Annotated in this window: 13 protein-coding genes; 4 read left to right on the top strand and 9 right to left on the bottom strand. The window is 65.0% G+C overall.

Annotated elements, in window-relative coordinates:
* Positions 1 to 55: 55 nt before the first annotated feature.
* From argG to RX330_RS01525, 6 genes are all read right to left on the bottom strand, one after another.
* The gene (argG, locus tag RX330_RS01550; protein ID WP_212082333.1) at positions 56 to 1,393 is read right to left on the bottom strand and encodes an argininosuccinate synthase; all 1,338 of its coding nucleotides are present in this window, start codon (positions 1,391 to 1,393) and stop codon (positions 56 to 58) included.
* A 91-nt stretch (positions 1,394 to 1,484) separates the two neighbouring features.
* A complete protein-coding gene (locus tag RX330_RS01545) occupies positions 1,485 to 2,261 on the bottom strand; it encodes a phosphatase PAP2 family protein (RefSeq protein ID WP_212082336.1) in 777 nt (258 codons plus the stop codon).
* A gap of 57 nt (positions 2,262 to 2,318) precedes the next feature.
* On the bottom strand, positions 2,319 to 2,813 hold the full coding sequence (locus tag RX330_RS01540; protein ID WP_317241847.1) for a hypothetical protein: 495 nt from the start codon (positions 2,811 to 2,813) through the stop codon (positions 2,319 to 2,321).
* A 167-nt stretch (positions 2,814 to 2,980) separates the two neighbouring features.
* Positions 2,981 to 4,183, bottom strand: coding sequence for a 23S rRNA (adenine(2503)-C(2))-methyltransferase RlmN (gene rlmN / locus RX330_RS01535; RefSeq protein ID WP_317241846.1), 1,203 nt, complete (start codon positions 4,181 to 4,183; stop codon positions 2,981 to 2,983).
* Positions 4,184 to 4,351: 168 nt separating this feature from the next.
* Positions 4,352 to 5,029: an invasion associated locus B family protein gene (locus tag RX330_RS01530; RefSeq protein WP_317241845.1), complete on the bottom strand. Its 678-nt coding sequence runs from the start codon at positions 5,027 to 5,029 to the stop codon at positions 4,352 to 4,354.
* A gap of 107 nt (positions 5,030 to 5,136) precedes the next feature.
* Positions 5,137 to 5,976 (bottom strand): SDR family oxidoreductase, encoded by an 840-nt coding sequence (locus RX330_RS01525; protein ID WP_317241844.1) that lies wholly within the window; start codon positions 5,974 to 5,976, stop codon positions 5,137 to 5,139.
* A gap of 220 nt (positions 5,977 to 6,196) precedes the next feature.
* Here RX330_RS01525 and RX330_RS01520 point away from each other — a divergent pair, with 220 nt between their 5' ends.
* Positions 6,197 to 7,171, top strand: a complete 975-nt coding sequence (locus tag RX330_RS01520; RefSeq protein WP_212082382.1) for an NADPH:quinone oxidoreductase family protein — start codon at positions 6,197 to 6,199, stop codon at positions 7,169 to 7,171.
* A gap of 165 nt (positions 7,172 to 7,336) precedes the next feature.
* On the opposite strand, the gene RX330_RS01515 is transcribed toward RX330_RS01520, so the two are convergent.
* Together RX330_RS01515 and RX330_RS01510 are read right to left on the bottom strand one after the other, a co-directional pair.
* Positions 7,337 to 7,735 (bottom strand): YkvA family protein, encoded by a 399-nt coding sequence (locus RX330_RS01515; RefSeq protein WP_317241843.1) that lies wholly within the window; start codon positions 7,733 to 7,735, stop codon positions 7,337 to 7,339.
* A 98-nt stretch (positions 7,736 to 7,833) separates the two neighbouring features.
* Positions 7,834 to 8,124 carry a 4a-hydroxytetrahydrobiopterin dehydratase gene (locus tag RX330_RS01510; RefSeq protein ID WP_212082388.1) on the bottom strand — a complete coding sequence of 97 codons (291 nt, stop codon included), beginning with the start codon at positions 8,122 to 8,124 and terminating at the stop codon, positions 7,834 to 7,836.
* 150 nt (positions 8,125 to 8,274) lie between these two features.
* On the opposite strand from RX330_RS01510, the gene RX330_RS01505 reads away from it, so the two are divergent.
* Complete coding sequence (locus RX330_RS01505) at positions 8,275 to 9,720, top strand: TAXI family TRAP transporter solute-binding subunit (RefSeq protein ID WP_317241842.1); 1,446 nt, start codon at positions 8,275 to 8,277, stop codon at positions 9,718 to 9,720.
* A 208-nt stretch (positions 9,721 to 9,928) separates the two neighbouring features.
* Positions 9,929 to 11,470 carry an alkaline phosphatase D family protein gene (locus RX330_RS01500; RefSeq protein WP_317241841.1) on the top strand — a complete coding sequence of 514 codons (1,542 nt, stop codon included), beginning with the start codon at positions 9,929 to 9,931 and terminating at the stop codon, positions 11,468 to 11,470.
* A 3-nt stretch (positions 11,471 to 11,473) separates the two neighbouring features.
* Here RX330_RS01500 and RX330_RS01495 read toward each other — a convergent pair whose 3' ends face one another.
* A complete protein-coding gene (locus tag RX330_RS01495; RefSeq protein ID WP_317241840.1) occupies positions 11,474 to 11,854 on the bottom strand; it encodes a response regulator in 381 nt (126 codons plus the stop codon).
* A 177-nt stretch (positions 11,855 to 12,031) separates the two neighbouring features.
* On the opposite strand from RX330_RS01495, the gene RX330_RS01490 reads away from it, so the two are divergent.
* Entirely contained in the window at positions 12,032 to 12,796 is a 765-nt protein-coding gene (locus tag RX330_RS01490) for a Crp/Fnr family transcriptional regulator (RefSeq protein WP_317241839.1), read from the top strand.
* Positions 12,797 to 12,808 lie beyond the last annotated feature (12 nt).

The following is a 12,808-nucleotide window of genomic DNA, read 5'->3' as shown; positions in this document are numbered from 1 at the left end:
CGTCATTAAGCTCGTAGCTCCGTCGGCTCCATCCGGGGTTAGAGCACTCGCAGCCTCAACCCTTGTCGCTCTCCAGCCGGAAGATCTGCGAGCCTTCGCTGCCCGACAGCAGGCCGGTGTCGCTATAAAGCTTCAGCTTGGTGCGGGTATCGGCGATGTCGAGATTGCGCATGGTGAGCTGGCCGATGCGGTCGGCCGGCGAGAACGAGGCGTCCTCGACCTTCTCCATGCTGAGCCTTTCCGGCGCATAGGTGAGGTTCGGGCTCTCGGTGTTGAGGATCGAGTAGTCGTTGCCGCGGCGCAGCTCGAGCGTGACTTCACCGCTAACGGCGCGCGCGACCCAGCGCTGCGCGGTCTCGCGCAGCATCAACGCCTGCGAGTCGAACCAGCGGCCCTGATAGAGCAGCCGGCCGAGGCGCATGCCGCTGATGCGGTACTGCTCGATGGTGTCCTCGTTGTGGATGCCGGTGACGAGACGCTCATAGGCGATGTGGAGCAGCGCCATGCCGGGCGCCTCGTAGATGCCGCGGCTCTTGGCCTCGATGATGCGGTTCTCGATCTGGTCGCTCATGCCGAGGCCGTGACGTCCGCCGATCGCGTTGGCTTCCAGGAACAGCGCGACGGGATCGGAGAAGGTCTGGCCGTTCAGCGCCGTGGGCTGGCCTTCCTCGAACCGCACCACGACCTTCTCGGCCTTGACGTTGCAGTCGTCGCGCCAGAACGGCACGCCCATGATCGGGTTGACGATCTTGATACCGCTGTCGAGGCTTTCGAGATCCTTGGCCTCGTGCGTGGCGCCGAGCAGATTGCTGTCGGTCGAATACGCCTTCTCGGCGCTCATCTTGTAGGCGAAGCCCTGCGCGGTCATGAACGCCGACATTTCGGCGCGGCCGCCGAGCTCGTCGATGAACTGCTGGTCGAGCCAGGGCTTGTAGATCTTCAGGCCGGGATTGGTGAGCAGGCCGTAACGGTAGAAGCGCTCGATGTCGTTGCCCTTGAAGGTCGAACCGTCGCCCCAGATGTTGACGCCGTCCTCCTTCATCGCCGCGACCAGCATCGTGCCGGTGACGGCACGGCCGAGCGGCGTGGTGTTGAAATAGGTGATGCCGCCGGTCGAGATGTGGAAGGCGCCCGACTGGATCGCGGCGATGCCTTCATGGACGAGCTGCGTTCGGCAATCGACCAGCCGCGCATTCTCGGCGCCGAACTCCATCGCCTTGCGCGGAATCTCGTTGTAGTCGGCCTCGTCGGGCTGGCCGAGATTGGCGGTGTAAGCGTAGCAGCGCGCGCCCTTCTGCTTCATCCAGAGCAGCGCCGCGGAGGTGTCGAGGCCGCCCGAAAAAGCGATGCCGACTTTCTCACCCTTGGGCAGGCTTTTCAGGATCGTGGTCATGGCGCTTCCAATCGGGTCTCAAGGGCGGGTGTCAGGGCGGTTTGACCGCGCGAATATCAAATTTCGCAGGGCTGGGCACGCATTTAATGGCTCAAACCGACGGCTCGGGGTCGGTCTTGCGGCCGAACAGGCGCCGGCGGAGCCGGTAGGCGGGCATGTTCAGCCGGGTCAGGGCGGCGTCGACGGCCTCGTCTGAAAACCGCGTTCGCGGCCAGCGGTAGATCATCGCGTAGGCGAACCAGATTACGACGAAGGTGACGAGGCCGGCGATCGCCACGTCGGTGAAGAAGTGCCCGCCGAAGGCCATGCGCAGCCCGCTCGTCACGGCGCCAAAGATGACTGCTCCGGCATAAGCGAGCGGGCGCCATGGCGGCGGCGCGAGCGCGGCCGGCGCCAGCGTCCAGAACGCGGTCGCGCCCTCGCCCGAGAAAAACGAGCAGTTGCGCGCGCAGCCGCCGCGCGGGTCCCACCACGGCACGAATTGCTGGTCGCCGGCGAACTGCGTCACCACCACCGGGCGTGGCCGGCCCCAATAGGTCTTGAAGGTGAGGTTGGTGAGAATGCCGGCCGACAGAATGATCGTGACCAGCAGGAACACGATCGCGCGCCCGGAGACCAGCAGCGGCCGGTCGGGCCGGATCATCTTGACCACGAGCGCGACGAGCGACGGCAGCACGAAAGCCCAGGCGACCCACATCGCCGCATCGCGCGCGAAGTTGGCCCAGCCGTTCAGCTTGAGCGGAAACGTCCTGGTCTCGGGATCGAAGAACAGCGACGCCAGCTTGAGATCGAGCTCGGGATAGAGGCCGAAAACGACGCCGATCACGAGCCACAGCGAAAGGGCGATGAGAAGTCCGGTCCGGTTCATGGCGCGCGGTTTAGCGGAGTGGGGAGGAGATGAAAACCCCGGGCGGAGGCAACAATGTCACCGCGCATCCGGCCGCGAATTGGACGGCAGTGGCGGGGGCGGTTTGCGCGGAGGTAGCGGCTCGCGCCAGGCGCCGGCGTTGCGGCCGGCAATCAGCCAATAGACCATCCCGGCGGCGATGCCTGCGCCCGTCATGATCTCCAAATGACGGCGCACGATGCCCTCGAACTGGAACGTATCGGGGTGAAAGGAAACGAGGCCGAGATAGCAGGCAAGCCCGACGAGGCCGCCGCCGACGGCATAGGCGAGCGCGCTGCGGATGTAGAGCGCCTCGGTGATCGCGACGATCACCGCCGCCGGAACCAGCGCGAAGCCCGAGACGAAGATGAAGCCGAAGCCGAGCAGGATATCGATCGTGCCTTGGTCGACGGGACCGGCGCCGAGATCGGCAAATTCCGGGAATAGCAGCGCCATGACGACGATCATGCCGCCGACGAAGCAGGCGGCGAGAAAGCCGATGAAGATGACGACGAGGCGGCCGATCAGGGACATGGCGCCCAAACCATTGCTGCCGTCATTGCGAGCCACCCGGTCCCGCCTCCGGCGGGCCGGATGACAGGCTCCGCGAAGCAATCCAGAGATGCCGCGGACGCAGCCTGGATCGCTTCGTCGCTGCGCTCCTCGCAATGACGAGGTTGCGACGGCGCGAGCATGGCAGACTAATCCGTCATCGCCATGGCGCGCAGCGCCTGGCGCTCCCTGGCCGAGAGCTTTTCGGTTTCCGACTTGAGCTGGCCGCAGGCGGCGAGGATGTCGCGGCCGCGCGGGGTGCGGACGGGCGAGGAATAGCCGGCGTTGAAGATGTATTCGGAGAATCTCTCGATCTGGTCCCAGTCCGAGCATTCATAGGCCGTGCCGGGCCAGGGATTGAACGGGATCAGATTGATCTTGGCGTGAACGCCCTTGAGCAGCTTCACCAGCAGCTTTGCATCGTCGAGCGAATCGTTGACGCCCTTCAGCATCACATATTCGAAGGTGATGCGCCGCGCGTTCGACGCGCCGGGATAGTCGCGGCAGGCCTGCAGCAGCTCCTTGATCGGATATTTACGGTTGAGCGGCACCAGCTCGTTGCGCAATTCGTCGCGCACCGCATGCAGCGAGATCGCGAGCATGACGCCGATCTCCTCGCCGGCGCGCACGATGTTCGGCACCACGCCCGAGGTCGACAGCGTGATGCGGCGGCGGGAGATGCCGATGCCTTCATTGTCGCCGACGATCAGCAGCGCATCGCGCACCGCGTCGAAATTGTAGAGCGGCTCGCCCATGCCCATCATCACGATGTTGGTGACGCGGCGCGTGCCGTCCTCGCGATCGGCCCAATCGTTCAGGCGATCGCGCGCGACCATCACCTGCCCCACGATCTCGCCGGCGGTGAGATTGCGCACCAGTCGTTGCGTGCCGGTGTGACAGAACGAGCAGTTCAGGGTGCAGCCGACCTGCGAGGAGACGCAGAGCGTGCCACGATCGGTCTCGGGTATGTAGACGCACTCGACCTCGTGCGCTTTCTGGAGATTGTCGCCGCTCGGCAAACGCAGCAACCATTTGCGGGTGCCGTCGTTCGAAATCTGCTCGGCCACGACCTCGGGCCGGTCGACGGTGAAATGCTGCGCGAGCTCGGCGCGAATGCCCTTCGAGATCGAGGTCATGTCGTCAAAGCTCTGGGCACCCCGGAAGTAGAGCCAGTGCCACAGCTGCTGCACCCGCATCTTGCGCTGCGCCGGCGCCACGCCGATCTCGCCGAGGCGATCGGCAAGCTCGCTGCGCGACAGGCCGATCAGCGAGGGCTTTGCCGGCGGCACATAGGTTTCAAGCGGAGTCTTCTCCACCAATGTCGTGTTGTGCGGCTCGGCAGTCGGTTGCATTGAATGGACCTGATTAGGGGGTCGTTCCGGGGCGATGCGAGCATCGAACCCGGAACCTCGAGATTCCGGGTCTGGTCCTTCGGACCATCCCGGAATGACGGAAAAACCTGGAACTGCCTCTATATAGCAATCAGAAACTTCGATTGCGACCGCGGCAATTATTTAGCCTTACCGCCGGCAATCCTGGGCGATCTTGTCCAGCGCCTGGGCAAGTCCCTTTAGCGAGAAGGTATCGGTCGTCTCGGTGCCCTTGGCCGAGACGCCCTTGACGACCAACTCGGCGGATTTGCGCATGGCCTCGACCATCCGCTCCTCCTCGGCCGCGTTCTTGATCCAGAGGCCGTCGCCCTGCGTGTACATCGCGAAGGCGGCGCCGCCGACCTCGGCCGACGATTCCGAGCCCGGCTTCAGCGCATAGCCGATCATGACCGAGACTTCGTTGTTGACCTTCTCCGCCGGGCGGGTCGAGACGAAGGCATAGGCGGGATCGCGTGGCCGATTCGGCGGGTTGGTCTTCGACGACGAGGGTTTTGCCAACGCGAAGCAGACTTTCTTGCCATTGGGCGTCGCCGAATAGGCGCCCCAGGTGCCGAACTGGCCGATCAAGGTCGGCTCCGCACCGCCCGCAACTGCCGCGGGCGGGGCCGCTGGCTTGCTCTCGGGCTTTGGAGCCGACTTCGCGGCCGCGGGAGCCGCCGGTGCGGCCGATTTCGGTGCAACCTCTTTTGGAGCAGACTCCTTTGGAGCAGGCTTGGGCGCCGGTTGTGCCGTCTGCGCCCGCGCGGAATCGGCGATACCCCCGGCTGCGACGCCAGTCATCAAAGCTAAAATCAGCACCCGCCACATGCTGGAGTGGTTCCCTCAATATTGTGACTGGAAGATGGCCCGGCCGCGCGTTGTCCCCGTGGCAGGGATAGCGGGGAAAGTCCAATTTGGGAAGGCAGTTAGCAGTATCAGCCTTTGGATCGCGCGGCACGCTGCCCGGCCCATTGCGCGTCGGTCCAGCCGAGCAAATCCTCGGCGCCGGAACTGCGCAGATGCGCGCCACCGTCGATGACGACCATCTCGCCATTGACGTAACCGGCGCGGTCCGAGACCAGGAAGCTGGCGAGATCGGCGAGCTCGCTGTGCTCGCCCGTACGACCCAGCGGATTGCGCGCGGTCCAGGCTTCGTCACGACCTTCGGGGCGGAGCTGCCCGGACGCGCCCGCGGTCGGGAACGGACCCGGCGCGATGGCGACGGTGCGGATGCCTTTCGGCCCCCATTCCACCGCAAGACTTTTGGTCATCGCCAGCAGCGCCGATTTCGCCATCGCCGACGGCACGGTGAAAGCGCGCCCAGTGATGGTCGAGGTCGAGAGGATCGAGAGCACGACGCCGCCATGCTTGCCTTCGATCCAGCGCCTGCCGGCGGCGAGCGTGCAATACATCGCGCCATGCAGCGTCGGCGCCAGGATTGCATCCGCGGCGCGGAACGAGAGGTGCTCGCTCTGCGCGATGAAGGTCGCGGCGGCGTTGTTGACGAGGATGTCGAGCGGCGCCTCACGCCAGATCTGATCCATCATGTCCTCGACCGCGACACCGTCGCGGATGTCGCAGGCGATCGCCGTGATCTTGCCGCCGGTCTCCTCGCGCATCTCGTCCGCGGTCGCTTCGAGCCGATCGAGCTTGCGGCCACAGATCACGAGCTCGGCGCCGAGCGCGAGGAAGCGTCGCCCCATCGCGGCGCCAAGCCCCGAGCCGCCGCCGGTGACGAGAATGCGCTTGTTCTTGAGCAGGCTCGTTTCAAACATCGTTTGATTCCTCGCTGTCTTGCGCGCTCCGTCATTGCAAGCGCAGCGACGCAATCCGGAATCCGCCCGGCGGAAATAGTGTGGATCGCTTCGCTTGCGCTCGCAATGACGAGGATAGGGCGATCATAGCGTCCAGCAAAGAATCCGGATTGTCGTGCCGCACTAAATCCGGCAAAACCGGGCCAACTATAATTCCACTCGAAACGCCCAAGGTGCCGTCATGAAAGCCATCCTCTGCTCGCAATACTGCCAGCCTGACGATCTCGTGCTGACCGAGGTGCCGGATCCGGTGGCCGGTCCCGGCGAAGCGGTGATCGCGATCAAGGCGGCAGCGCTGAACTTCTTCGACCTCCTGATGATCCAGGGCAAGTACCAGATCAAGCCGCCGTTCCCGTTCTCGCCGGCCGCGGAAGTCGCGGGTGTGATCGAGAGCATCGGTCCCGGCGTCACTGATCTGAAAGTCGGCGATCGCGTCGTCGCATCCTGCGGCCACAACGGCGCGCGTGAGAAGATCGCGCTGCCTGCCGCGTCGATCGTGAAGATCCCCGACAATCTCGACTACGACCGTGCCGCCGGCATCATCATCATCTACGGCACCGCGCTGCATGCGCTGGAAGATCGCGCCAGCCCCAAGCCGGGCGAGACGCTCGCGGTGCTGGGCGCTGCCGGCGGCACCGGCCTTGCCGCCTGCGAGCTCGGCAAGCTGATGGGCTTGAAGGTGATCGCCTGCGCCTCGTCGGACGAGAAGCTCGAATTCGCGAAAGCGCATGGCGCCGAGCTGACGTTGAACTACGCCAAGGAGGATCTGAAGGAAGGTCTGCGCAAGCTCACGGGCGGCAAGGGCGTCGACATCATCTTCGATCCGGTTGGTGGCGCCTATGCCGAGCAGGCGCTGCGCTCGATCGCCTGGGAAGGCCGCTTCCTCGTCATCGGGTTCGCTGCGGGCGACATTCCGAAGATGCCGCTGAACCTCGCGCTGCTGAAGGGGTGCGACATCCGCGGCGTATTCTGGGGCGCATGGACGCGGCAGAATCCGGAGAAGAACCGCGCCAATCTCGAAAAGCTCGTGAAGTGGACGGCCGAGGGAAAGATCTCATCGCATGTCGATCGCACCTTCCCGCTGGCCCAGACCGCGGACGCGTTGAAGGTGCTCGCGGGACGCCAGGCCATGGGCAAGGTGATCCTGCATCCGTGAGGATGTGAGAGGGGCGCTCGCCCCCCTTACTGCTATCGTCGCCCGGCTTGACCGGGCGACCCAGTATTCCAGAGACTTTGGTGATTGCGCCGGGAAGCCGCGGCGTACTGGATGCCCCGGTCAAGCCGGGGCATGACCGGGTGGGTGTGGTTGAATCCGCTTCTGCTACACGGCTTCGGCGTCCACTTCCGACTCCCGCTCACCCACCCCCCGCTTCAGCGCCGCGCGGGCAGCCTCGCGATGCTCGGCCGTGATGTGGCCGGCAACCATGCGGATGGCGGTGGCGAGCACGGCGGCGTCATCGGCGAAGCCGAGGATCGGCATCACATCCGCGACGAAGTCGAGCGGCAGGATGAAGTAAGCGATCGCCCCGAGCAGCGAGGCCTGGACGTGACGCGGCGTCTGCCGATCGAACGCGCAGTAATAGGCAGCGAGCAAATCTTCAGCGAAAGGCAAATGCGCGGCGACACGCTTCAGCTTGCGCCAGAAGCGGCGGCGCACGCTCTCGCGATCCTCTGCGAGCCGATCGGCCGGCTCGAAACCGACGCTGTGTTCGGCAGCCATGTTCGACAAACTCCCCGTTCAGCCCGGGCGACGGATCGCCACGTTCGGGCTGATCACAAGATGGGGATGTAGCCGACCGCTGCAAGATGTCAGCCGATTCAGCCTGCGATCGCGTTCATGGTCTTGGCCAGCGCGATGTCGAGCTCCGTGACGCCGCCGGCATCGTGGGTCGACAGCACCACCTCCACCGTCTTGTAGACGTTGCGCCATTCGGGGTGGTGATCCATCTTCTCGGCGACCAGCGCGGCGCGGGTCATGAAGCCGAACGCCTCGTTGAAATCCTTGAAGATAAAGGTCTTCCCGATGGCATCCCGGCCCTGAACCTCACGCCAGCCAGGTAGTCCGCTGAGCGCCTGCCTGCGCGCCTCCGCCGAGAGCCGTTCTGCCATGGTCGTCTCCGTCCTTCAGGGAACTTTACCCTAACACCGTCCTGACGCCCCGGGTTCAAATGGGATTTCCTCCTCCGCTAACCATGACGGAGATGTAACCCCGCCGGACAAGAAATTTGCTACACTTCCGGGCGTAAATCGCCGGCCACGATGAAACTGAGCCTGAAGCGCCTGTTTGGGAGATCGATGACCGGGGGATTGGACCTGGCCGAAGCGCCCCCTCCGCCTTCGCCGCGATCCGCGGCGCGGAAGACCGCGCTCGTGTCTCTTGCACTCGTGCTTGCGATCATCGGCGCGCTCGCCGGCGGCTATTACTTCGCGATGCGGCCGGTGACGCTGAAGATCGCGGTCGGTCCCGCCAACAGCGACGACGTCAGGGTCGTCCAGGCACTGACGCAAGCCTTCACACAGACCAAGAGCCAAGTGCGGCTCCGGCCGATCCAGACCGATGGCGCGACCGCCAGCCGCGATGCGCTGGCGGAAGGCAAGGTCGATCTCGCCATCGTGCGCGGCGATCTCGATGTGCCCAAGAACGCGCAAGCGGTCGCGACCCTGCGCAAGAACGTCGCGGTGCTGTGGTCCGTCCCGGGCAAGGCCAAGAAGCGGGGTCCGAAGATCACCAAGATCTCGCAGCTCGCCGGCCATCGTATCGGGGTGGTCGGCCGCACCCAGGCCAACGTCAATCTGCTCAAGGTGATCCTGCAGCAATACGGCGTCGATCCCGCCAAGGTCGAGATCGTGCAATTCCCGGCCAACGAAGTCGCCGAGGCGATCAAGTCCCAGAAGGCCGACGTCTATCTCGCAGCCGGCCCGGTCAACAGCAAGATCACGGCGGATGCAATCGCCGCCTCCATCAAGGATTTCGGCGCGCCCAACTTCCTCGCGATCGATTCGGCGGACGCGATCGCGCAGAACCATCCGGTCTACGAAGCCTCCGAGATTCCAGCCGGCACCTATGGCGGCTCGCCCGCCCGCCCGGAGGAGGAGGTCAAGACCATCAGCTTCTCGCACCACGTCGTGGCACGCAAAGGCGTGTCCGAAACCACCATCGCGGCCTTCACGCGCCAGCTCTTCGCCGTGCGCCACCAATTGGTGACGGAATTTCCGCTCGCGGCGAAGATCGAAACGCCCGACACCGACAAGGATGCCGTGATCCCGGTGCATCCCGGCGCGGCCGCCTTCGTCGACGGGGAGGAAAAGACCTTCCTCGACAAATACAGCGATTACATCTGGTGGAGCCTGATGGCATTGTCCGCCATGGGTTCGATCGGTGCCTGGTTTGCGGGCTATCTGAAGAAGGACGAGCGCGACAACAACAACCATCAGCGCGAACGCCTGCTCGACATGATCGCCGCCGCACGCAAATGCGAGACGACCGAAGAGCTCGACCAGATGCAGACAGAGGCCGACGAGATCCTGCGCGACACGCTGCGCTGCTTCGATCACGGCGCGATCGAGGAGGCCGCGCTCACCGCCTTCAACATTGCGCTCGACCAGTTCCACGCCGCCGTCGCCGACCGCAAGGCAGTGCTGTTCAGCCTGCCGCAGAACCTGCAGCGCGCGGGCGCGCAGTTCAGGGCCGCCGGCAACGCCTGAGCGCTTGCCAGCGTAATCGCTGCGTCACATTGCCTCACTATAGCTTCCGTCATTCCGGGGCGATGCGAAGCATCGAACCCGGAATCCATCGCGCCGCATTCGCGAGGAGACATGGATTCTCAGGTGCGCAATTGCGCACCATAGCTCGCGCCACGCGCGCCCCGGAATGACGGTCTCTTCTGCAAGCTCGGATTTGGAGCCAACCTCCATGGACTTCCCATTCTCGCGTCGCCGCTTCCTCGCCACCGGCGCCAGCGCACTCGGCACGATCGCGATGCCTTATCTGTCGCGCGCGGCCGACCGGCCGGCCGTGACCCATGGCGTCCAGTCGGGCGACGTCACCGTCGACGGCGGCGTGGTGTGGGCGCGTACCGACCGACCCGCGCAGATGCTGGTCGAGGTGGCGACGACTGACACGTTCAGGGATGTCCGCGCGCTGCCGCCGATCGCGGCGCTGCCCGAGAGCGATTTCACCGCAAAGATGCTCCTCGAAAACTTGCCGGCCGGACAGGACATCTTTTACCGCGTCCGCTTCCGCGATCTCTCGCACAGCGCGATCGAGGGCGAGGCGGTTGTCGGCCGTTTCCGCACCGCGCCGGCCGATCGCCGCGATGTCAGCTTCGTCTGGGGCGGTGACGTCGCCGGCCAGGGCTGGGGCATCAACCCCGATGACGGCGGCATGGTCACCTTCTCGGCGATGCGCAAGCACCGGCCGGACTTCTTCCTGCATTCCGGCGACACCATCTATGCCGACGGCCCGATTGCATCCGAGGTGAAGCTCGCCGACGGCAGTATCTGGAAGAACGTCACCATCCCCGAGAAGGCCAAGGTCGCCGAGACGCTGGACGAGTACCGCGCCGCGCACAAATACAATCTCACCGACGCCAATCTCCGCGCCTTCAATGCCGAGGTGCCGATCTTCGTGCAGTGGGACGACCACGAGGTGACCAACAACTGGTCGCTGTCGAAGGAGTTGCCCGCCGCCTACAAGGAGCGCGACATCGCGCTGCTCGCCGCGCGCGGCGCGCGCGCCTTCCGCGAGATGTATCCGCTGCGCGAGAGCATCACTGAGCCCGGCCGGGTCTATCGCCAGATCTCCTACGGCCCGCATCTGGACGTGTTCGTGCTCGACGAGCGCAGCTATCGCGGCCCGAACGGTCCCAATGTCGAAACCGCTTACGGCCCCGCGAGCCATTTCCTCGGCCCGGACCAGATCGCCTGGCTCAAGCGCGGACTGCTCAATTCGCGCGCGACCTGGAAGGTGATCGCCTCCGACATGCCGCTCAGTCTCATCGTGTCGGACACGCCGAAGGGCGGCTCGGAAGCAATCGCGCAGGGCGACGGCCCAGTGCGCGGTCGCGAGTTCGAGATCGCCGACATCCTGCGCTTCATCAAGATGGCGCCGATCAGCAACATCGTGTGGCTGACCGCCGACGTGCACTATGCCGCCGCGCACTATTACGATCCGAACAAGGCGCAATTCCAGGAGTTCGAGCCGTTCTGGGAATTCGTCTCGGGCCCGCTGCATGCCGGCACTTTCGGTCCGAACGCGCTCGACAACACCTTTGGACCCGAGGTGCGCTTCGTCAAGGCGCCGGGCCAGGACAGCCAGAACCTGCCGCCATCCGCCGGCATGCAGTTCTTCGGCCACGTCAAGATCGACGGCGCCTCCGGCCAGATGATCGTGACATTGCGCGACCGTGCCGATGTCGCGCTGTGGTCGACGACGCTCGATCCGAAACCTGCCTGAACGTCAGGGAGCGCGCGCGCGCAGAGCCGCCTCCAGCACGTCGCTCGAACACGGCTTCTGCAAGCGTGGCTGACCGGAAAATTCGGGCGGAATGCGCGCCTCGGCGCCATAGCCGGTGACGAAGACGAACGGGATATTCAGCGCGACCAGCCGCTCAGCGACCGCAAAGCTGGTCTCACGGATCAGCTCGACATCGAGCAGCGCGAAATCGGGCGGGCGGTTCGCGATGGCGTCCAGCGCCTGCGTCACCGACCCGACGGTCCTCACGCTTGCCACGCCGAACCCGAGCAGCCGGTCCTCGAAATCGATCGCAATGATCGGATCGTCTTCCACGACCAGAACGTCGGCGGGACAGGGTGAGCCATCGGAAAGTACGGGTGACATGATCGCAACTTGGAGCAGGGGGTTTTCGGATCAGGGCAGCCGCGCCACGATACCTGCGCTCAGCGCATCGGAGGGTTCCCGGAACGAAACCACCACATCGCAGTTCTCCAGTCTGTCCACTTGTGCACACAGGATCCGGCCGGAACTCGGTATTGTTTGGAGCAGATGGGGATCACCATGGATGCGCGCATCAGCAAGACAACCGAGGTCGAGAGCCGGCCGGCCAACAATCTGCTGAGGCGGTTGAGCCAGGCGGACTACGCCCTGCTCGCGCCTCACATCGCCTTCGAGGACCGCGCGGCCAGCCAGCTGCTCTACAATCCCGGCGACGACGTCCAGGTCGTGCACTTCCCCTGCGGACCGGCGCTCGCGACCTTTCTCGTCCCCAACGAGGACGGCCGCGACGTCGAAACCATCCTGGTCGGCCGTGAGGGCGCCGTGGGCGGCATCGTCAGCGAGGGATTCCTGCCCGCCTATACCCGGATCTGCGTGAAATTCGGCGGGCCGTTTGCGCATATTCATGTCGCCAAGCTGGAAGCGGCCAAGCTGCGCTCGGCGTCGCTGCGCAACATCTTTGCCCGCTATGCCGATTGCATGCTCGCGCAGATCTTCCAGTCGACCGCCTGCAACGCGATCCATTCGATCGAGCAGCGGACCGCCAAATGGATCCTGGCGGCGATGGAGCGGACCGGGGACGAGAGCAGCGTGCCGCTGACCCACGAACAGCTCGCGACGCTGCTCGGCGTTGGCCGCTCCTATGCCAGCCGCGTGCTTCAGTCGTTCAAGGCCGAACGGATTCTCGACACGCGGCGCGGCTCGATCCTGGTCCTCAACCGCGACGGCCTGAGGCTTCGCGCCTGCCTGTGCAACGACGCGGTGAAAATGCACTTCGAGGAGGTGCTGCGCGGCGTCTATCCGACCGAGGAGCGGGAGGCCGGGTAGCGGCTTCTTCCC

Source organism: Bradyrhizobium sp. NDS-1 (assembly GCF_032918005.1).
Taxonomy (GTDB): domain Bacteria; phylum Pseudomonadota; class Alphaproteobacteria; order Rhizobiales; family Xanthobacteraceae; genus Bradyrhizobium; species Bradyrhizobium tunisiense.
This window is presented reverse-complemented; position numbering and strand designations above follow the sequence as displayed.